The 21,698-nt window shown below is 58.1% G+C and carries 15 protein-coding genes; 8 read left to right on the forward strand and 7 right to left on the reverse strand.

The window, feature by feature from the left end:
* Positions 1-44: 44 nt before the first annotated feature.
* The 4 genes from JWR17_RS11660 to JWR17_RS11675 all read right to left on the reverse strand — a co-directional run bounded on the left by JWR17_RS11660 (position 45) and on the right by JWR17_RS11675 (position 4,166).
* Complete coding sequence (locus JWR17_RS11660) at positions 45-821, reverse strand: SDR family NAD(P)-dependent oxidoreductase (protein WP_299831467.1); 777 nt, start codon at positions 819-821, stop codon at positions 45-47.
* A gap of 72 nt (positions 822-893) precedes the next feature.
* Positions 894-2,051 (reverse strand): acyl-CoA dehydrogenase family protein, encoded by a 1,158-nt coding sequence (locus JWR17_RS11665; RefSeq protein WP_299831469.1) that lies wholly within the window; start codon positions 2,049-2,051, stop codon positions 894-896.
* 32 nt (positions 2,052-2,083) lie between these two features.
* Positions 2,084-3,325, reverse strand: a complete 1,242-nt coding sequence (locus tag JWR17_RS11670) for a thiolase family protein (RefSeq protein ID WP_299831472.1) — start codon at positions 3,323-3,325, stop codon at positions 2,084-2,086.
* 55 nt (positions 3,326-3,380) lie between these two features.
* On the reverse strand, positions 3,381-4,166 hold the full coding sequence (locus JWR17_RS11675; RefSeq protein WP_299831475.1) for an enoyl-CoA hydratase/isomerase family protein: 786 nt from the start codon (positions 4,164-4,166) through the stop codon (positions 3,381-3,383).
* A 262-nt stretch (positions 4,167-4,428) separates the two neighbouring features.
* Here JWR17_RS11675 and JWR17_RS11680 point away from each other — a divergent pair, with 262 nt between their 5' ends.
* The 3 genes from JWR17_RS11680 (at position 4,429) to JWR17_RS11690 (ending at position 9,931) form a co-directional block, all read left to right on the forward strand.
* Entirely contained in the window at positions 4,429-6,480 is a 2,052-nt protein-coding gene (locus tag JWR17_RS11680; protein ID WP_299831478.1) for an alkyl sulfatase dimerization domain-containing protein, read from the forward strand.
* A gap of 125 nt (positions 6,481-6,605) precedes the next feature.
* Positions 6,606-8,075 carry a coniferyl aldehyde dehydrogenase gene (locus JWR17_RS11685; RefSeq protein ID WP_299831481.1) on the forward strand — a complete coding sequence of 490 codons (1,470 nt, stop codon included), beginning with the start codon at positions 6,606-6,608 and terminating at the stop codon, positions 8,073-8,075.
* Positions 8,076-8,122: 47 nt separating this feature from the next.
* Positions 8,123-9,931, forward strand: a complete 1,809-nt coding sequence (locus JWR17_RS11690; protein ID WP_299831484.1) for an arylsulfatase — start codon at positions 8,123-8,125, stop codon at positions 9,929-9,931.
* Positions 9,932-10,091: 160 nt separating this feature from the next.
* On the opposite strand, the gene JWR17_RS11695 is transcribed toward JWR17_RS11690, so the two are convergent.
* From JWR17_RS11695 to JWR17_RS11705, 3 genes are all read right to left on the reverse strand, one after another.
* A complete protein-coding gene (locus JWR17_RS11695; RefSeq protein ID WP_299831487.1) occupies positions 10,092-11,216 on the reverse strand; it encodes a CaiB/BaiF CoA-transferase family protein in 1,125 nt (374 codons plus the stop codon).
* 136 nt (positions 11,217-11,352) lie between these two features.
* Positions 11,353-11,727: a hypothetical protein gene (locus tag JWR17_RS11700; RefSeq protein WP_299831490.1), complete on the reverse strand. Its 375-nt coding sequence runs from the start codon at positions 11,725-11,727 to the stop codon at positions 11,353-11,355.
* Positions 11,696-13,342: a GMC family oxidoreductase N-terminal domain-containing protein gene (locus JWR17_RS11705; RefSeq protein WP_299831493.1), complete on the reverse strand. Its 1,647-nt coding sequence runs from the start codon at positions 13,340-13,342 to the stop codon at positions 11,696-11,698. The genes JWR17_RS11700 and JWR17_RS11705 overlap by 32 nt, the downstream gene beginning before the upstream one ends.
* 258 nt (positions 13,343-13,600) lie before the next feature.
* On the opposite strand from JWR17_RS11705, the gene JWR17_RS11710 reads away from it, so the two are divergent.
* From JWR17_RS11710 to JWR17_RS11730, 5 genes are all read left to right on the forward strand, one after another.
* Entirely contained in the window at positions 13,601-14,656 is a 1,056-nt protein-coding gene (locus JWR17_RS11710) for an AraC family transcriptional regulator (protein WP_299831496.1), read from the forward strand.
* Between the two features lie 184 nt (positions 14,657-14,840).
* Entirely contained in the window at positions 14,841-16,676 is a 1,836-nt protein-coding gene (locus JWR17_RS11715) for a DUF1302 domain-containing protein (RefSeq protein WP_299831499.1), read from the forward strand.
* A 32-nt stretch (positions 16,677-16,708) separates the two neighbouring features.
* Complete coding sequence (locus tag JWR17_RS11720) at positions 16,709-18,073, forward strand: DUF1329 domain-containing protein (RefSeq protein ID WP_299831504.1); 1,365 nt, start codon at positions 16,709-16,711, stop codon at positions 18,071-18,073.
* A 71-nt stretch (positions 18,074-18,144) separates the two neighbouring features.
* Positions 18,145-19,218, forward strand: a complete 1,074-nt coding sequence (locus JWR17_RS11725) for a YCF48-related protein (protein WP_299831507.1) — start codon at positions 18,145-18,147, stop codon at positions 19,216-19,218.
* Positions 19,219-19,254: 36 nt separating this feature from the next.
* Positions 19,255-21,690 carry an MMPL family transporter gene (locus tag JWR17_RS11730; protein WP_299831664.1) on the forward strand — a complete coding sequence of 812 codons (2,436 nt, stop codon included), beginning with the start codon at positions 19,255-19,257 and terminating at the stop codon, positions 21,688-21,690.
* Positions 21,691-21,698: the final 8 nt, after the last annotated feature.

Below are 21,698 nucleotides of genomic sequence, written 5' to 3' on the forward strand. Positions count from 1 at the left end.
GTTAAATAGCTCTTATTATTTTCAGAAAGTCCATTGCTGCTGGCTTACTTGGCGCGCATGCGTGAGGCGGCATCGAGACGGATGGTTTCGGCGTTGACGTAAGCGTTTTCAATGAGAAACGCACAGCAATGGGCAAATTCACGGGGATCGCCGAGACGCTTGGGGGCTTCCATTTGTTCCTTCAGGGAGGCCAGCACTTTCTCGTCCAGCGCCGCGACCATCGCGGTCAAAAACAGGCCAGGGGCAATCGCATTGACTCGCACGCCAATGGCGCCCAGCTCGCGAGCGGCAGGCATGTTCAGGCCGATCACACCGGCTTTGGTGGCGGAGTAAGCGCACTGGCCCATTTGGCCTTCGTAAGCAGCACCGGACGAGACGTTGATCACTACGCCACGTTCTTCACCGCCTTCGGCTTCGTTCTTGGCCATGTGCTCGGCGCACTTGGACATGACGTTGAACACACCATTGAGGTTGATCGCCGTGGCCTGGGCAAAGCGCGACAGCGGGGCGGCTTTGCCTTCTTTGCCCAGCACTTTGAAGCCAGTAGGAATCGCGGCGCCGTTGATGCACACGTGGATTGCGCCAAAATTCGCCATGACCGCATCAACTGCGTGCTGCACCGACTCTTCGCTGCTGACGTCGGTCTGCACGAACATCGCGCGATCAGCGCCAATCTCCGCCACTACCTTCTCGCCGGCTTCAACGTTGAGGTCGAAAATCGCCACGCGTGCTGCTTTTTCTTCAACCATGTAGCGCGCTGTCGCCAAACCCAGGCCCGACGCGCCGCCAGTGATCACGATGACTTTGTCTTGAATACGCATGATGTGTCCTTGTTCGCTTTCCGTGCTCTACAGAGCCGGATTATTGTCGTTAGGTACCGAACTGATGGTTAATCAGAACGCGTTAACCCCGGTGAGGGCGCGGCCGATGATCAATTGTTGAATCTGCGTGGTACCTTCAGGAATCGGCACAATGATGGCTTCGCGGGCGAGCTTCTCGACCAGAAAGTCGGTGGTGACGCCTGCGCCACCGTGGATCTGCACGGCTTGGCGGGCGATGGTCACCGCTGCTTCGCAGGCGAAGTACTTGGCCATTGCTGCTTCCATTTCAGCGGGAATGCCGGCGCCTATCATCTCGGCGGCGCGGTAGGTCAGCAAACGCGCGGCGTCGACGTTGGTGGCCATTTCCGCAAGCATCGCGGAGATCAACTGGTGCCCAGCGATTAGCTTGCCGTGTTGCTTGCGCTCTTTGGCATAACGCACCGCTTCTTCCAGGGCGCGGCGGCCAATACCCAGACCCTGGGCGGCGACGAACACTCGCGAACGCTCGAAGAACGACAGGGTGTTTTTCAGCGCTTGTCCTTCGCCACCGATGATGTTGCTGGCCGGTACGCGAACATCGTTGAGAAAAATCTGCGCGGTTGACTGGCTGTTCCACGCCATCTTGTGGATGTTCTGGACTTCGTACGGATGCTCTTTGCGGTCCAGCAGAAAGTGGGTCAGGCCTTTGCGCGGGTCTTCACCTGTGCGGCAGGTGCAGATCAGGAAGTCAGAGTAGGAGCCGTTGCTGATCCAGGTCTTCTCGCCGGTGATGATGTAGTCGTCACCGTCGCGGCGGGCGCGGGTCTTGATTTCCAGCACATTGGAGCCGACGTCGGGTTCGGAAATGCCGACGCTGACGAAAGAATCACCGCTGATCAAACCGGGCAGGTAGCGTTCACGGAGGTGATCCGGCGCCAGCTTCTCCAGCATCTGCGCGCCAAAAGAGTTGATCACTACCGGCGTCGAGAGGTCGACCGAACAAGCGGCGACTTCTTCGAACAACATGGTCATGGTGGGCCAGTCGAGACCCAGGCCGCCGTTGGCTTCACTGACCGCGCCCGAAACCATGCCGAACTCGGAGAGTTGGCGCATGACCTCCGCCATCTTCTCCTTGGGGACAAACTTGTCGCGGTATTCCTTGTTGAAGACCGGATCGATTTTGTCGGAAAGAAAACGACGGAAGCTCTCGACAGCTTCCAGTTGTTCCGGGGTGCGCATGACATGTCCCATGGTGCTTCTCCTGCAGAATTTATTATTAAGGGTTAGGTTCTGGCAAAGATATTGACGGCGACCACGGCTTCTTCGATGCCAAACAGACCGCCACCGTTTTCGTGGATGGCAACGCGGGCACCCTCGACCTGGCGCTTGCCAGCCTCTCCCCGAAGTTGCGTGACCAGTTCGTGAATTTGTCCCAAACCGGTAGCGCCGATAGGGTGGCCCTTGGATTCCAGGCCGCCTGAGGGATTGATCGGAATTTTGCCGCCTACCGTAAAATCGCCACGTTCGGCAGCGGGACCGCCTTCGCCGAATGGCACAAGCATCAGGGATTCGGCATTGAGGATTTCGCCAATGGCTGAGGCGTCATGCACTTCCGCAACGTCGACGTCTTTGGGCTCGATTCCGGCTTGGGCGTAGGCTTTTTGCGCGGCAAGGTGGGCGACGATTTTTTCCGGTTCGTCGAGCCCCCGGGAGGAGCCGGTCTGAACAATGCTGGCGAGCACACGAATAGCCCGGCCACCGGCGTTGTTCAAACGTTTCAGACCGTTGGCGTTGCACAGCACTACCGCGGCCGCGCCATCACTGATGGGGGAACACATCAAGGTGGTCAGCGGGTAGCAGATCGGTGGCGAAGCCAAGACCTCTTCGATGCTGAACGCTTGCTGGAACTGCGCCAGCGGGTTGTGTACCGAATGCTGATGGTTCTTGGCGGCGACGGCTGCGATCTGCCGCTGGGTGGTGCCGTAACGCAGCATATGGTTTCGGCAGATGGCGGCATAGACGTCCATGAACACGCTATAAGGGCGTTCTGAAACAGTGCCCGGCGGCGGCACGATGCCTTCGCCCATGGCCAACAAGGTCTTTTTATTGTGCTCGACCGTGGACACGTCCCAGCCGCCGTCGAACACCGAGAACATTTTGGCCTTGTCCGGGATGTTCATTTTTTCCGCGCCAACCGCCAGGGCGATGTCACATTGACCTGCACGTAAAGCCAAAGTCGCGAGGTTGAACGCTGAGGAGCCCGCTGCACAGGCGTTCTCTACGGAAAAAACCGGGATACCTTCGATACCCAACCGGCGCATGGCAATCGGCCCCGGAATGCCGGTCTGGCCCTGCAATAGGCCATTGGTCATTGTGCTGTAGTACGCCGCGCCGATATCAGTGGTGCTGGCTCCGGCATCTTTCAGGGCCAGGCCCACGGCTTCCTCGACCATGTCGTAGACCGTGCGCTCAAGCAAGCGACCGAAAGGGGTCATGCCAACGCCCACTACATAGATGTCATTCATGTGTTTGTTCCTGTGCCTGATGGTTTCACGTCGTCTGAAGCCACGATGCGCGGGCTTATCGGCCTGTAAAGAGTGGGGTACGTTTCTCGCCGAACGCCTGCAAGCCTTCCTGAAAGTCGGCGGTTCGCAGGTGTTGGCGCAGCATCACTTGCTCGTGCAGCAAGGCGTCATCGCGGGTTTTGTCAGCCGACGCCCGTGCAACTTCTTTAATACGGCGCAGGGCGATTGGGCTTTTTTTGGCAATTTGTTTGGCGAGCGCCAAGGCGGCATCCGCGAGTTCGGTGTCGGCGTGTACTTCGCACACCAGCCCGCAGGCTTTCATCTCAATGGCCGACAAGGATTTACCGGTCATTAATAAGTACATCGCCATGTTCAGCGGAATCAGGCGAGGCAATACCGCAGCACCACCGGCGCCGGGGTAGACGCCGAAATTCGCGTGGGCGTCGGCAATCGTCGCGCTTTCAGCAGCGATTACCATGTCGGCACACATGGCCAGTTCCAGGCCGCCGGCCATAGTGATGCCGTTTAGCGCGGCGATCACGGGTTTAGGAAAGTTACGCAAACGCCCGAAAACCACGTTGGCGCGATCAAGAAAATCCGCTTCCCCCGCAGGCAAGCTGCTGCCGGCCAGTATTTCTTTCAGATCGGCGCCGGCACAGAAGGCAGGGCCAGTTCCGGTGAGGATCACCACGCGCAGCTCGTCATCGCCAGCGATCTGGCTCAGGCGTTGCTCAAGTTCCGCTAGCGTTGCCAGGTTCAGCGAATTCATGGCTCTAGGGCGGTTGAGCGTCAGGCGCGCAACAGGGCCGACCGTTTCGTACAGCAAGACATCGTCACTCATGACCACTCCCGTTTTTTGTGTTTGTAGGGGCATGGCTTGCACCGTGCGCAAGTCAGTTGATGGGAGCGATAGTAGGAACGCCTTGGAAGGTGCCGCAGGTCATTGCAACGAAAGCGGTGGTCCGTTGCGTGGGTGATTTTTTAAGACGAGGAATGCAGCGGATTTGCGAAGACTGGCGAAATGATTCAGATGACAGGCGGGGCAGGGATGCTTGCTTGCATCATCGGGATAGGAATTCATAACAATTAGAGAGTGTTTGCTGATGAAGAAACTTCGCGTTCTGCTGACGGTATCGGTCCTGGCCGCCAGCATTGCCGGCGCGCTGCAGTGGTCCAGGGCGCAGACCAGCGCTCACGTGCAGCCGGGCGATAACAGCAGCGGGCAGGGTGGGCAGAAGCCCGCGACGGAGGCGACCATCGCGGTCAACGCCGCTACGCTGCAGAGCATGCCTCCGGTGGATCGCGAGGTTGAAGCCGACATTCAGCACGGCTTCGTTGCCAGCATTCCTGACGCCGAAACTACCGCCGCCGATGGTCATGTGGTGTACAGCCTTAAGGGTTACGAGTTCCTCGGCGCCCCGGATGCACCGGCCACCGTGAATCCGAGCCTGTGGGTACAGGCGCAAAAAAGCATGTCCAACGGGCTGTTCAAGGTCACCGATGGTTTCTACCAGGTGCGCGGCCTCGACCTGACCAACATGACCATCATTGAGGGCCAGACCGGCCTGATTATCGTCGATTGCAACCTGGCGACCGAGGTCTCTCACGCGGCGCTTGAGTTGTATTACCAGCATCGACCGCGCAAGCCGGTGGTGGCGGTGTTCTACAACCACAGCCACGTCGACCACTTCGCGGGCATTCGCGGGATCGTCGACGAAGCGGACGTCAAATCCGGCAAAGTGCAGATTATCGCCCCCGCAGGCTTTATGCAGACCGCCGTTGCCGAGAACGTGATGGCCGGTAACGCCATGAGCCGCCGCGCCGAATACCAGTTTGGCACTACCCTGCCGCGCAGCGCCCAAGGGCAAATTGACCTGGGCGGCGCCAAGGCGTTGTCAAACGGCACCATTACGTTGATTGCGCCGACCCGTGAATTGACCCAGCCGATTGAGAGCGTCACGATTGATGGCGTCGAGATCGTTAACATGCTGGCCCCCGGCACCGAAGCCCCGGCAGAATTTATTCACTATTTCCCGCAGTTCAAGGTGCTCGACACCGGTGAACTGGCGCTGCCAACCCAGCACCAATTACTGACCCTGCGCGGCGCTACCGTTCGCGACGGTCTGGCGTGGTCCAAGTACCTCAACGAGGCGCTGCATACCTTTGCGCCGAACGCTGAAGTGCTGGTGGGACAACATGGCTGGCCAGTGTTTGGTCATACCCGGGTAGTCAATTACTTGTCCAAACAGCGGGACATGTACAAGTGGCTGCACGATCAGTCGCTCCGCCTGGTCAACAAGGGTTACAAGCCGGTCGAGATCGCCGAATACATGCGCGCCCATGTCCCTGCGAGCCTCGCCAGTGAAGCCTTTACTCATGGCTTTTATGGTTCAGTGCAGCGCAACGCCAAAGCGGTGTATCAGCAGTACATGGGCTGGTACGACTCGGATCCGGCCAACCTTGATGCTTTGAATAACATCGATTACGGCAAGAAATTTGTCGCCTATGGCGGCGGTGCCGACGCCGTGCTAGCCCACGCCCGCGCTGACTTTGCCAACGGTGAATACCGTTGGGTAGCCCAAGCCATGAGCCATTTGATTTACGCCGAGCCGAGTAATCAGGCAGCACGGGACCTGGCAGCAGATGCGCTGGAACAATTGGGTTATCAGGCCGAGTCGGCGGTGGAACGCAACAGTTACCTGGCGGCCGCAATGGAACATCGCAGCGGCGGCAAAAAACTCGCTTCGCCGTTGCGCACAGCCAGCCCCGACATGCTAAAAGCGCTGACCATTGAAAACATCTTCGACTACCTCGGCGTACGACTGAAAGCGTCAGAGGTTGAAGGTAAGCACATCGTGCTCAACTGGAACTTCACTGATATTGGTGAATCGGGCAAACACTACGTGCTCAATCTGGAGAACTCGGCGCTGACCTACGTCGCCGACGACCGCGCCGATAATGCCGACGCCACCCTGACCCTGACCCGCGCTACGCTGAATGCGATTCTGGCCGAGCAAGTATCTCCGGTTGAAGCGGTGTTCAAAGGTGACCTGAAGATAGACGGCAGTAAGCTGGCGGTTTACGGCGTGCTGGGCTCGCTGGACAAGTTTTCGCCCGACTTCGAATTGGTCGGGCCGAACGTGCCTGCGCAGTAACGTAATGCTTACCGCTGGCATCGGCTTTGACATTTTGGGACCGCTTCGCGCTTCATCGCGGCAAGCGCGCTCCCACAATGGCGATGCATTATCAGGCAGCCATGTTGCTGCCAGGAGCACTGACCATGTACTCGGAACTGACCGATTTGAACAATGATTCCAGCACCGACATGGACCCCGTTTCCATAATATCCCTGGTACGTGCCGTGCTTGCCCGTCAGCAAGCGGCTTCTTTGGTGGAGGGTCCGCCTTCAGCCCAGTTGCGCATCGAACGGATCAATCGCGTGATCTCGCTGCTGGTGGACAATCAAAAAGATCTGTGCGAAGCACTTGCCAGCGACTTCACCTGGCGCAGCCATGATCAGTCGTTGCTGGCTGATGTGTTGTTGCCAGTACGTGGACTGGAATATGCGCGTAAGCATGTCCGTCGCTGGATGCGCCCGGAACGGCGCCGCGCGGAGTTGGGTGGGGGATGGCTGGGTGCCAAAGCCGCCATCCATTACCAACCGCTGGGCACTATTGGCATTATCTCGCCGTGGAACTTTCCTATCGCCATTGCGCTGGGTCCACTGGCGGAAGCATTGGCGGCGGGTAACCGGGCGATGATCATTTTTTCCGATCAGTCGCCAGCGACCGCCAATCTGTTGATTGATTTGTTGGCTGATACGTTTGACGAGCTTGAAGTCGCAGCGTTCATGGGCGGTGCGGAGCTGGGCGCGGCTTTTTCCAGCATGCCGCTGGATCACTTGGTGTTCACTGGCAGCCCGCGGGTCGGCCGGCTGGTAATGCGCGCTGCGGCAGAGAACCTGACGCCGCTGACCCTGGAACTCGGCGGAAAGTCACCGACCATTATTGGTCGAGGCGCTGATCTGGACAACGCCGCGCGCAGGATTTGGGGCGGAAAAGGTGTCAGCAGCGGGCAAGCCTGCATTGCGCCAGATTACGTCCTGGTGCATGAGGACGACCGCGAGCGCCTGTTGACCAGCATGCAGCTGGAATTGCAGCGCATGTTCCCGACCCTACTTAACAACCCCGACTACACAGCCATGGCCACGCCCGGGCAATACCAGCGTATGCAACGCTGCGTGCGCGATGCTCGCGAGCAGGGGGTGCGCATTATCGAGGTCAATCCAGCGGGCGAGGACCTGAGTCACTCTCGTAAAGTCGCCCCCACGTTGTTGGTCGATCCGCCGGACACGACCCTGGCGATGCAAGAAGAGGTGTTCGGTCCGCTGTTGCCGATTCGTAGCTATCAAACCCTCGATGAAGTGCTCGACTACATCAACGCCCGACCGCGGCCGCTGGCGCTGTATTACTTCGGCGATGACCGTGCCGAGGCCAAGCGCGTACTGGAGAGGACCCATTCGGGCGGCGCCTGCATCAACGAAGTCATGCAGCACCTGTTTCAGGCCGACCTGCCTTTCGGTGGATGTGGCAATTCCGGCTTTGGCCATTATCGCGGCGGTTACGGGTTCAGAGCGTTCAGCCTGCAGCGCTCAGTCTTCACACCGCCACGCTTCGACGTCATGGCCATGGTTCGGCCGCCCCATGGCCCGCTGTTTCGACGCTTGATGGGCTTTTTGTTAAAGCGCTGAAATCGGCTTCACACCCTCTAAAAAAATAACAATTTCCGGAGCTTGTCATGCATCTGCAGGGCATTTTTATGTCGAGAGCTTTACCCAAAGCTTTAGTCGTCGCGGTATGCGCGGCTATAGCTACATTGAGCGTCAGCGCGGCGGACAAGGGGCGACCTAACATCGTGGTGTTGGTGGCTGATGACTGGGGCTACAGCGATGTCGGTTCGTTTGGCAGCGAAATCTCTACGCCAACCATCGACCAGTTAGCGAAGGAGGGCGTGCGGTTCTCTGACTTCCACGTGGCCGCGTCCTGTTCGCCAACGCGCTCAATGCTGATGACTGGCGTCGACAATCACCTCAACGGTGTCGGCAACATGCCCGAAGCCATGCCGTCCGAACATCAGGGAAAGCCTGGCTACAGCGGCGTTCTTAACGACAATGCCGTGACGATCGCGACGATGCTCAAGGACAGCGGCTATCACACCTACATTGCCGGCAAGTGGCACTTGGGCAAAACCGTCGATACGCTGCCCAGTAATCGTGGGTTCGAGCGCTCGTTCATCCAGGCTGACAGTGGATCGGATAACTGGGAAGAACGGCCTTACATTTTCCTGTACAACAAAGCGTCCTGGTTCGAGAACGGTAAAGAGGCGCACCTGCCCAAAGACTATTACTCCTCGACGTTTATAGTCGATCAAACCCTCAAAGACATTGAAGCGGATAACCGCGATGGAAAACCTTTTTTTGCCTACTTGGGTTTTCAGGCCAACCACATTCCTGTGCAAGCGCCGAAGGACGTCATCGATAAGTACAAGGGTCGCTATAAGAACGGCTGGACGGCGTTACGTAATGAACGACGGGCCCGTGCTGTTGAGCTAGGCCTGATTCCCGCCACCAGCGGTATGGTCACGATGGCCAGCACTGACAACTGGGATGCCTTGAGCGACGAGCAAAAGCGTTATGAAGAGCGACGCATGGAAGTGTATGCCGGCATGGCCGAAACGATGGACCGCGAAATAGGCCGCTTGATTACACGCCTCAAGGCCATGCATGAGTACGACAATACGGTATTTGTATTCCTTTCCGACAACGGCAGCGAAGCCACCGACCCCTATGATATTTTCGCCCTCAAACTGTGGCTGGAAATGAATTACACCCGCGACCTTGATCGCTTGGGCAGCAAGGGCGCATTTTCGTCTATCGGGCCAAGCTGGGCCAGTGCGTCGGCATCGCCGTTGAGCGGTTACAAGTTCTTCGCCGGGGAGGGCGGACTGCGCACGCCGTTGATTGTGTCGGGCGGGCACGGTATCCAGGCCAACCAGATCTCTCAAGCATTTACCCATGTCACCGATATCGTTCCAACCCTGTTGGAATTGGCCGGGGTCCAAGCCCATGACGGGCACTATCAAGGTAAAGCTGTGTTGCCGATGACCGGCAGCAGTCTGGTGCCGGTGCTGCAAGGCAAGTCCCATCAGGTGCACCCGGCAGATCAGCCGATCGGTTATGAGTTGTCCGGCAGTTCGGCATTGTTCAAGGGCGACTACAAGCTGGTAAAAAATCTCAAGCCGGTGGGAGACGAGCAATGGCATCTATACAATATTGCGACCGATCCGGGTGAAGTCATCGATGTGCAGAGCCAGATGCCTGAACGATTCGCCAGCATGCAGGCGGATTACGCTGACTACGCACGCAACAACGGGGTGTTGCCGATGCCTGCCGGTTATGACTACAAGCGCCAAGGCCAGATCTATGCCTTGGTTCATGTGTTCATTCCTAAATTGAAAGCCGCGATGCCTTGGATTGTTGTCTGCTTTTTGCTGCTGATCGGTGGGGTTGTTGCGTTGCGCCGCTACCGACGGAAAAAGACACTGTAGGCAATAACGTATTGGCGAGAGGCTTGACGAGGCGGGTCAGGTTGCAAGTCTCGCCAACACGTTGACTGCTGTCAAATAACGTATAACTCGTTATATTTGCGAAGAATTTAAATGCCGGCGCGCACTTGCTGCGCGCCGGCTCGGGGTCGGGAACGGGGCGCTAGATCAAGCGCTGTATGTCAGCCTCACTCAACCCTGCTGCTTGCAGAATAGCCGCGCCATGTTCTCCTCGGCCGGGTACGTCGCCGATTCCAGTGGCTGGGGTCGCGGAAAAACGAGGCGCGGGTGCGGCCTGGAGGACTCCGTTGTGCCTGCTGTACACTTCTCGGGCGACCATGTGCGGGTGGAGCGAGGCTTCCACCGGGGTCAATACCGGCGCGAAACAGGCATCTGTACCTTCCAGCAAATCGACCCAGTATTGACGTGGCTGACTTGCAAACAGGCCCGTCAAGCGTTCACGTAATGGTCCCCAGAGACGAGCGTCATAGGGCTGCTTGAATTCTGGTTCATCGCCCAGTCCGAGCTTGTTGAACAGCAACGCGTTGAACTGTGGCTCAAGCGCCTGCACGCTGATAAAAAGACCGTCGGCGCACGCATAGGTGCGGGCCCAGTGCGGACCGTCGAGTAAACCCGTACCACGGTCCATTGGCTGCTGACCGGCTGAGTGTGCGGACAGCATCAGGTTCATCAGGTTGGCGCTGCCATCTACGATGGCGGCATCCACCACTTGCCCCACGCCCGTGGCACGGGCACCGAGAATACCGGCAAGAATGCCCATGGCTAAATAAAGTGCACCGCCGCCCAGATCACCGACCAGAGTTGGCGGTGTCAGCGGTGGGGAACCCGCTTCGCCCGAGAACCATAAGGCACCGGAAAGGGCGATGTAATTGAGATCATGTCCAGCGGACTGAGCCAGCGGCCCATGTTGACCCCAGCCGGTCATGCGCCCGTAGACCAAACGCGGATTACGCGCCAGGCACACATCGGGCCCGAGACCCAGACGCTCCATGACCCCGGGACGCATGCCTTCGATCAACCCATCCGAGCCTTCGATCAAGCGCAGCACGGCGTCGATGGCGGCAGGGTCTTTGAGGTCCAGCGCAACCGAGCGTTTGCCGCGATTGACAATGGTGTGCTTGCCCAGGTTTAAGTTGTCGCTGCTTTTAGGGCTGCTGCGCTCGACCAGGATGACCTCGGCGCCCATGTCAGCCAATAACATCCCGCAAAACGGTCCCGGCCCAATACCAGCAATTTCAACGATCCGAATGCCGTCCAATACGCCCATGGAAGACTCCCTTAAGTAAGTGTAACGACAGATGGATTTTTAGCGGTTGGGGGCCGACTTCGCAGGCAAGGCTTCTAAAGTGACATCAACCGATGTGTGGAAGCAGGCTTGCCTGAGAACGGTCCGTCACCAGATATCAACGCCTGGTATGCCAGGCATAAGCCAGCAGCCCGGTCATAACAATGTGAAAAGCCACGGCAGGCCATAGCAGCAGTCCGCCGCCAACGACCAGCCCGATATAGATGAGGTACAGCGCAGCGGCCGCGTTGTAAAACAGCATCGCCCGCTTTTGTTCGCTGCCTGGAACAGGTGGCCAGCACGCAGCGCCGAATGCCAGCAACGCAATACCAAACAAGCGGGCAAACTGATCAGCAACGCCAATGCTCGCAGTGCCTAGTAGCCAGATGCTGACCTGAGAGGGGGCAACCAATAGCGCGATCCCGGTGCCGACTTCGGCGATCACCGCCAACGCCAGCACCTTACGCAGGTTGATAACGTACGCTTGGCTCAAGGCCTTTCCTCCATGCGGCCAAATCTTCGCGAATGAAATCCGCCGCTTTTTCACCAATCATGATAGTGGCAGCGGTGGTGCTGCAGCCGATGATAGTCGGCATGATCGAGGCATCAACCACGCGTAGACCTTCAAGGCCATGCACCATCAAACGCGGATCAACCACCGCCATCGGATCGACGCCCATTTTGCAGGTGCCCACGGGGTGATACAGGGTGTCGGCGCGGTTGCGGATTACGTGCTCGATCTCGGCATCGGTTTCCATGGGCGTGTCCAGTACGTCGCGCGGTTTCAGCGCCTGGAATACTGGAGTCGCCATGACTTTGCGAATAATTTTGTAGCCTTCGACCATTACCCGGATATCGTCCGGATGGGTCAGAAATGCCGGATCAATCAGCGGTGCTGCCATTGGGTCGGCACTGGCAAGGGTCAGTTGACCGATGCTTTTCGGGTGCAGCAAACAGGCATGCACGCTCTGGCCGTGACCGCGGTACAACTTGCGGCCGTGGTCGGCGAACATCACTACGGTTAGCGCCAATTCGATATCCGCCTGGCTGAGTTCCGGTGAGGTTTTGATAAACGCGCAGCTCTCGGCAAAATTGCTGGTGAGCATTCCGGAGCGATGACGGAAATAATTGAACCCGGCTTTGATCAGGTCCCAGACGCCCACCAGTGACAGGCCAACCAGTGTCCGAGCGTTAATCCGGTACGAATGCACGTAGTCGATGTGGTCCACCAGATTTTGCCCCACACCCGGCAGCTCATGCACCAGGGGGATATTGAACTTCTCCAGCTCGCAGGCAGGACCAACGCCTGACAGCAATAAGAGTTGTGGAGAGTTGAACGCCCCGGAACTGACAATCAGCTCGTGGCGGGCGCGCAGTTCGCGCTTGACGCCGTTTTGCACGAACTCGACACCAATTGCGCGTTTGCCTTGAAACAACAGGCGTGTGGCGTGGGCGTGGGTTTCGATGTGCAGATTCTCGCGGCCGCGATTGGGCGTGAGGTAGGCGCGAGCGGCGCTACAGCGCTGGCCGTTAATCTGCATCACTTGTACCCGACCGAAGCCTTCCATGGTCGGTCCATTTTGGTCGGGGCAGGGCGGGTAACCCGCTTGCACACCGGCCTCGACAAACTTCTCGCCAAACGGGTTGGGTGACGTGTGGAAACGCACGTTGAGCGGGCCATTCTGCCCATGCAGCGAGTCTTTGAAATTTTCGTTATGCTCGGCGCGCTTGAAGAAAGGCAGCACTTCCTGATAACCCCAGCCTGGATTGCCCAGCGCCGCCCAGCGATCAAAATCTTCAGGGTGGCCGCGATGGTAGGCCATGGCATTGATCGACGAGCTTCCTCCCAGAGTCTTGCCCCGTGGCTGGTAACCAATGCGTCCGTTCAGGCCTGTTTGCGCAACAGTCTGGTACTGCCAATTGTTAATCGACGTCGGCACTATGGCAGCGACGCCGGCCGGCATGTGTACCAGCGGATTGGTGTCGGGGCCACCGGCCTCCAGCAGACACACCGATACTTCGGGGTCTTCCGAAAGCCGACTGGCAACCACGCAACCGGCAGCGCCGCCGCCAATCACGATGTAATCGAACAGGGTGTGCTCATTCATGCTTGTCTCTCTTGTTATAGAAGCAGACAGTTGGCGGGCGGTTGCAAATGTTCGCCAATAGCCGTGCCCCGGTCGGTTACGCGCATTGTGGTGCGATGAAGCAACGGGCACCTGTCAATTCAACCCGATCGACAGTCAGTACAGTACAAAACGGCGCTATAAAAGCGGTCAGCCCGCTCGGTTGCTCCAGTACCGGGCACTGACCTGATACGCTGGCGGGCTAGAGTATTCACCATCGAATGAGTACAGGGCAGGGACATGTCAGGATTGAAATCGGATACGCCGAACAATGAGACTGAAATAACGTTGCGTGACGAAACGCTGCGACCCACCAGCATCGGAAGCTACACCCTGGCAATCGCCCGGGCGCTGGATGCCAGCGGTATCGACAGCAAACGGATTTTCAAGGCCATGGACATTCCAATGGCGGTGTCCGCTGACCCTATGGCGCGCCTCCCGACCACCACCGTTACCCGGTTGTACCGGGCCTGCGTGGACGTGACTCACAATCCGTATTTTGGCTTGGTTGTCTCCAAGTTCATCCACCTGACCCACATGCATGCCCTGGGCTATGCGTTGGCAGCCAGTGGCACGCTGATGGACTTTTGTCGGCGGTTGCAGCGTTATTTTCGGCTTGTGTCGCAAGTAGCGAAGATAAGCGTCGCGGAAGTCGATGATGAAGTGCTGTTGCGGTTTGAATACCTGGATGAAATCAGCGGCGAAACCGAGGACGCGTTTTTTGGCTTTTTGCTCAGAACCATGCGCTTGCTGCACAAACCTGAATTCAATCCGTTGCGAATAGAGCTTCACCGAGACATGCCCCACGAGGGCCCTGCACCTTATGAAGCGTTGTTTCGCTCGCCGTTGACCTTTGGCGCCGCGTCAGGCCTGTTTGTATTCGCCAAGGCCGATATGCTCGAGATGCTCACCGGCTCGTGCCCTGAACTGGCCCAGGTCAACGACAACATCATCATCAGTTACCTGGCCCGGCTGGATAAAAACGATGTCATTACTGGGGTAACGCAAAAAATTATCGAGTTCCTGCCCGATGGTGATTGCACCCGGGATCGGGTCGCCAGCGCATTGTTCATGAGCCCGACCAAGTTGCAGCTCAAACTGTCCCAGCGCGGTACGCACTTTCAACAATTGCTTGACGATACCCGTAAAGAATTGGCCTGTAGCTACTTGAGCCAGCTCTCACGCCCCGTGACAGAGATCACTTTTCTACTGGGCTTCAGTGATACCAGTAACTTTACCCGGGCCTTCAAACGCTGGACCGGATTGTCGCCCACCGATTTCCGCCAACAAGCTTGATGCCTATAGGTAAATCGACGGCCGCTCTGCGCTGACCGACGATTTGGCCCTATTGACCGGCACCCTTTTTCTGCGCGCGGTACAACAGTCTCGACCGATCTGAGCTTCAGATCCGGCTTGGTTCCAATGCGTGCGGATTCAATGAATGGTTTTTCGTGAACCACAGAGAAAGGTGTACCGTTAGATGAATAACAACAATAAGATCTGCCATCCACATCTGCGCCAAGGGCTCCTGGCCTCAGCGATCATGGCTGGGTTGGGCATTACTCCTGTCCATGCTTTTGAGATCGATACCGGCGACCCGGACCTGGCTGTTCGTTTCGACAACACCGTAAAGATGAACTACGCCCAGCGCGTGGAAAGCGCAGACCCTCGACTTTCACACTCGTGGAACAACAACGACGGGGATCGCAACTTTCGTGCCGGTAGTCCCGTGTCTGAACGAGTCGATGTATTGTCCGAAATGGACGTGGTCTACAAGCAAACGTCGGGCTTTCGTCTCAGCTCCAACACCTGGTATGACCATGCTTACGACAACGTTGGCAGCAACAATGCGTCGACCAACCAACTGCATGACGGCAAGCCGGACTCCGACCGATTGAGCAGTTACGCCAATCGTTATTACAACGGTCCTTCCGCCGAACTGCTGGACGCCTTCGTATTCACCAGCATGGAAATCGGTGACGAGTCGTTGCTCAGCGCCAAGCTGGGTAAGCACACCCAGTATTGGGGCGAAAGCATCCTTTCCCTGGCCCACGGCAACAACTACGGCCAGTCGGGTCTGGACCTGTCAAAGGCACTGGCGGTACCGGGTACCGAAGCGAAGGAGCTGTTTATCCCTCGTTCGCAACTCTCGACTAGCCTGACGCTTAACTCTGAGCTGACATTAGCTGCACAGTACTTTCTGAACTGGAACGCCGCCCGTTTACCAGAATCCGGCACTTACCTGGGTTTCAACGACAGTTTGCAAAGCGGCGGTGACCTGTCGGCCATCGGCGCGGTCAACCCGCGTTTTGGTACACCCGGTCCGTTGGGTGCAAACCAATACCTGCGACTTTCCGAGGGCCACACTTATACCCCGAGCAATAGCGGTGATTACGGCTTGATGGCCAAATGGAGCCCGGAATGGTTGGACGGCACCTTGGGCTTCTACTACCGCAAAACCTCTGACATTCTGCCGAACGTGGTGTTACAGCCCACTGCTGTGGGGGCTGCACAGCTGCTTTCCGGCAACATCGGCAGCTACAACCAGTTCTACGTCGATGACATCGACGTCTATGGGGTCAGCCTGTCGAAAAGCATCGAAGGTGTCAGTGTTGGCCTGGACGTCAACTACCGGCACAACATGCCGCTCTCGAGCGTTGCCGCGACCGTTAGCCCTGCTGCGGGTGCCGCAGGACTGCCTGGCTTTATTTCGAGTTTCAATGGCGAAAACGGCGTAGCGCGGGGTAACACCGTGCACGCCGTGCTCAACGGCCTGACCACGTTTGCCAAGACGCCGGTTTGGGACTCTTCAACCTTGTTGATGGAGTTGGCCTACAGCCGTTGGTTGAGCGTGACGGAGAATGAGCAGCTGTTTAAAGGTGACGATTGGTATCGCGGCGCCGACAAGGTCACCAAAGACAACTACGTTCTAGGGGTCAACTTCACCCCAACCTGGTACCAGGTCTTCCCTGGGGTCGATATGTACTTGCCGGCTGCTGTGAGCGTCGGCCTAAAGGGTGAATCTTCTGTGCAGTTGGGTGGCAACGAGGGCGCGGGTAACTACTCGATCGGTGTCGGCATGGATATTCGTAACCAGTACCGCTTCGACCTCAAATACGTGGACAACTTCGGTGCCATTGACACCTGTAAAGCGGCAGGCTCGGCGACCCCGGGCGGAGCGCAGGGTGGGGGTTCCGCGCCAGGTGCCAACGGTCAGTACAACTGCACGCCCGGTCAACCGACCGCATTTGCCGGCACGTTCGCGCAAATCGCCGACCGTGGCATGGTCACCCTCACTTTCAAAACGACCTTCTGATGGAAGCGTTGCCTGAATATCGGAGACACCCCATGAATTTCGTCAAATCGCTACTAGCAACCACACTGGTGCTGGCTATTGCCGGTACTGCGCACGCCGCGGTATCACCCGAACAGGCCGCGCAGCTCGGCACTACGCTGACGGGGGTCGGTGCTGAAAAGGCCGGCAACGCCGACGGCACCATTCCCGCTTTCTCCGGCGGCTTGAACACGCCGCCAGCCAGCTACCAGAAAGGCAGTTCGGTACGGCCCGACCCGTTTGACGGCGAGAAGCCGCGGGTGGTCATTACCGAGAAAAACGCCGCTGAAAATGCCAAGGTACTGACGGCGTCGACCCAAGAACTGCTTAAGCGTTACCCGAACTTCCGGGTCGATGTTTACCCGACCCATCGAACCGTGGGCATGCCCGCGCAAGTGCTGGCCAACACCGCCAAGAATGCCGTGGGTGCCAAGACTTCGGACGAAGGCCTGGCGCTGGATAACGCTCTACCAGGCGTACCGTTTCCGATCCCGGCCAATGGCAATGAAGCGATGTGGAACCACCTGATGCGCTATCAAGGCGTCGCCATGAGCAACAAGTATGACTCTTGGAATGTCGATTCCTCGGGTGCTGCTTCGTTGAGCTCCACCGGTATGTTCTTCATTGAGTACCCGTTGTATGCAGCCAATCGCCCGGTCGGCCCGGTGGCTGCCGAGGAAGTGTTTTACAAGATAAAGCTGCAGTACACCGGCCCGGCGCGTCGTGCCGGTGAAGCGCTATTGCTGATGGACGCGGTCAATCCGCTGAAACAGCCGCGTCGTGCCTGGCAGTACTTGCCGGGGCAACGTCGAGTCAAACTTGCCCCCGACCTTGCCTACGACACGCCGAACCCCGGCACCACCGGCACAGCAACCTACGACGATGCCTTCTTGTTTAACGGCGCCATGGACCGTTACGACTTCAAGCTGGTCGGCAAGAAGGAAATGGTCATTCCGTACAACACCTACAAGCTGAATTACCACGACAAAGCAGCGGACGTGACCACCGCGAATTTCGTCAACCCGGACCTGATGCGCTGGGAGCTGCACCGTGTATGGGTAGTCGAAGCCACGCTTAAACCGGGCAAGCGCCACATTTACACCAAGCGCACCTTCTACCTCGACGAGGACAGTTGGACCGTGTTGGCTTCGGACGAGTATGACGCGCGCGGTCAGTTGTTTCGTGGCGGCTTTGCACACCTGACCTACAGCTATGACGTGCAAGCTCCAGACACCCTGAATCATATGCTCTACGACTTTGTGTCCGGCGCTTACAACCTCAATGGTTTCTATGGTCCTTATGGTGGCCTGAAGTACATCGAGCCTCAGTCCAAGGCTCAATGGGTGCCAGAGTCGCTGGCCGGCACCGGTATTCGCTAACACAACTCCAAAGCGGTATTTGCCACCGCCGGGCCCCAGGTTCGCGGTGGCGTTTTACCCGAGAAACAACCATGAATACGTTTAAGTGTGTAGCCCTGGCCGGATTACTCGGCGCGTTGGCACTGCCCTTTCTTCGCCCTGTGGTCGCCGCCGATTTCGTTGATGTGCTGGATACCCCAGCCATGCACAGCGAACTGGCGGCCAAGGGCATGCTCACCGGATTGGCCAACGCCGGCGACCGTCTGGTTGCTGTCGGTCAACGCGGACACATCCTTTATTCCGATGATGGCGGTCAGCACTGGTTGCAAGCCCAGGTTCCGGTCAGTTCAGACTTGGTGGCGGTGTACTTTGCGACACCGAGCCAAGGTTGGGCGGTGGGTCACGACGGGGTGGTGCTGCACAGCAGCGATACCGGCGTGACCTGGGATCGGCAACTGGACGGGCGTCAGGTAGGTCCGATGGTGCTCGCGTATTACCGGCAACAACTGGCGGTCCAGCCCGCGAATGAGGCATTGATAGCTCGGGTGGCCGATGCCCAGCGAATGAGCGAAGGTGCTGACCAATCCTTTCTCGATGTCTGGTTCGAGAACGATCAGGTTGGCTATGTGGTTGGCGCGTTTAACCTGATTCTTCGCACCGACAATGGTGGCCGTAGCTGGACTCCCTGGCTGGACCGCACCGACAATCCCAGCGCACTGAACCTGTACGCGTTGCGCCCGATTGGCGACCAGTTGTTCATCGTCGGCGAGCAAGGCCTGGTGTTGAAACTGGACCCGGTCGCCGGCCACTTCAACGCCACACCCATGCCGTACAACGGCTCCTTTTTCGGTATCACCGGCAAACCCGGCATGGCCCTGGTTTACGGGCTGCGCGGCAATGTCTATCGCAGTATCGATGACGGGAAGAACTGGACCAAGGTCGAGTTGGGTTTGCCGCTGACCATCACCGCCGGCACCGTCACCAAAGACGGGCGAATTGTGCTGCTCAGCCAGGCCGGGCATGTGCTGATCAGCGCCGACAACGGCGTGAATTTCAAGCTCCAGCCCGAAAAAAGCTTGGCCCCGGTGGCCGCCGCGCTGATGTCAGGTTCCGGATCGCTGGTCCTGGCGGGCTCCCGTGGCCTGCGCCAGTTGCCCCTCGAATGAGCCCACTTGCCGTTTCACCAAGAGATCTGCCACGTCATGGGTAAATACGAAACCGATACGATGCCGGTGATCCGCGAGCTGAAGAGCTTCGATGCGCGCTCCGGAAACCTGCTGGAACGCCTGATTTTCAATAACCGGCGGTGGGTGGTGGTGGCTTGCCTGGTGGTGACGGTCGCGCTGAGCTTTTTCGCGACCACTCGACTGACACTTAATGCCAGCTTCGAGAAGATGATTCCCCACAGTCAGCCCTTCATCAAAAACTACCTGGAAAACCGTCAAGCCTTGCGTGGCCTTGGCAACGCGGTGCGGGTGGTGGTGGAAAGCAGCGACGGCGATATCTTCGATCAACACTACCTGGAAGCATTGAAGGAGATCAGCGACGACCTGTTCCTGATGCCTGGCGTGGATCGCGCCTGGATGAAGTCGCTGTGGACGCCCGCAGTACGTTGGACCGAAGTCACCGAAGAGGGTTTTCAGGGCGGTCCGGTGATGCCGGATTCCTACGACGGTTCACCGCAGTCGGTGCAACAGTTGCGCATGAATATCGCGCGCTCGGGCATCGTTGGCAGTCTGATCGGTAATAACTTTAAATCCAGCATGATCTTCGTGCCGCTGCTGGAGAAGGACCCTGTCACGGGTCAATCCATCGACTACCATGCGTTCTCGCAACAGCTTGAAGAGAAGCTGCGCAATAAATTTGAATTCGCCGGCCAAAGTGCTTCCCACAGTGCAGGGGAGGAGGGCAAGGGCCCGATCAAAATCCGGGTCATCGGTTTTGCCAAACTGGTGGGCGACCTGATCGATGGTCTGATGCAGGTCATGATGTACTTCGGCGCCGCTGCGCTGATCGCCACCGCCATCATCTTTTATTTCACTCGTTGCGTGCGCAGTACTGCGCTGGTGATCCTCTGTTCGGTGATCGCCGTGGTCTGGCAACTCGGGCTGGTGGCGCTGCTCGGTTTCGCGCTGGACCCGTTCTCGATACTGGTGCCGTTTTTGGTGTTCGCCATCGGCGTGTCCCATGGCGCGCAAAAGATGAATGGCATCATGCAGGACGTTGGGCGCGGCACACATCAGTTGGTCGCGGCACGCTACACCTTCCGCCGTCTGTTTCTCGCGGGCCTCACGGCTTTGTTGGCCGACGCGGTGGGATTCGCGGTACTGATGTTCATCGACATTCCGGTGATCCAGGATTTGGCGATCACCGCGAGCATCGGTGTAGCGGTATTGATCTTCACCAACCTGGTGCTGCTGCCGGTGTTGCTGTCTTATTTCGGGGTCAGTGGCAAAGCCGCACAGCGCAGCCTGCGGGCAGAAAACCCAGACGCGAGCGCCAAGGGACTGGGGGCATTCTGGCGCTTCCTCGATCGTTTCACCGAACGGCGTTGGGCCACGGTGGCTGTGTCGGTAGCGGGCTTGCTGGCGGCAGGCGGCCTGGTGGTCGCCTCGCACCTGAAGATCGGCGACCTCGATCCCGGCGCGCCGGAGTTGCGTTCGGATTCGCGCTACAACCGCGACAACGCTTACATCACCGGAAACTATTCGCTGTCCAGCGACCAGTTCGCGATCATGCTCAAAACCCCCAGCGAAGGTTGTCTGAAATATGAAACCCTGATCGAAGCGGATCGCCTGGGTTGGTTATTGCAGCAGCAACCGGGCGTGCAAACCACCGTGTCGCTGGTCAACGCGGTGCGGCAGATTACAGCGGGTTCGTACGAAGGCAACCCCAAGTGGCTGACCCTCGCGCGCAATCAAAATGTCTTGAATTACGCAGCGCAACAGGCTTCAGTGAACAACCCGGAGCTGTTCAATAACGACTGCTCCATGATGCCCATCGTGGCTTACCTTTCGGATCACAAAGCCGAAACCCTGGACCGAGTGGTACAGGTGTCGGAGGCGTTTGCCCGTGAACACAGCACCGGTGACCGTCAATTCATGCTCGCCGCTGGCAGTGCCGGGATCGAGGCCGCCACTAACATCGTCGTCCGCGAAGCCAACCACACTATGCTGTTTTACGTGTATGGCGCGGTGATCGTGTTGTGCTTCATTACCTTCCGCAGCTGGCGCGCGGTGGTGGTGGCGGTGTTGCCCTTGATGCTGACTTCCATTTTGTGTGAAGCGTTGATGGTCTGGCTTGGCATGGGCGTGAAAGTGGCGACATTGCCGGTCATTGCGCTGGGAGTTGGCATCGGCGTGGACTACGCGCTGTACCTGCTCAGCGTGCAGTTGGCACAGCAGCGTGCGGGGTTGTCGTTGACTGAGGCCTACCGCAACGCCGTAGGGTTCACCGGTAAGGTGGTGGCGCTGGTGGGCATTACCCTGGCAGCGGGCGTCGTGACCTGGGCCTGGTCACCCATCAAGTTCCAGGCAGACATGGGCATCTTGCTGACCTTCATGTTCATCTGGAACATGGTCGGGGCGCTGGTATTGATCCCGGCGCTGTCGCACTTTCTGCTGAAGAAGGCTCGCTGATCCGAGTG

Source organism: Pseudomonas sp., from assembly GCF_028293835.1.
Lineage (GTDB): Bacteria > Pseudomonadota > Gammaproteobacteria > Pseudomonadales > Pseudomonadaceae > Aquipseudomonas.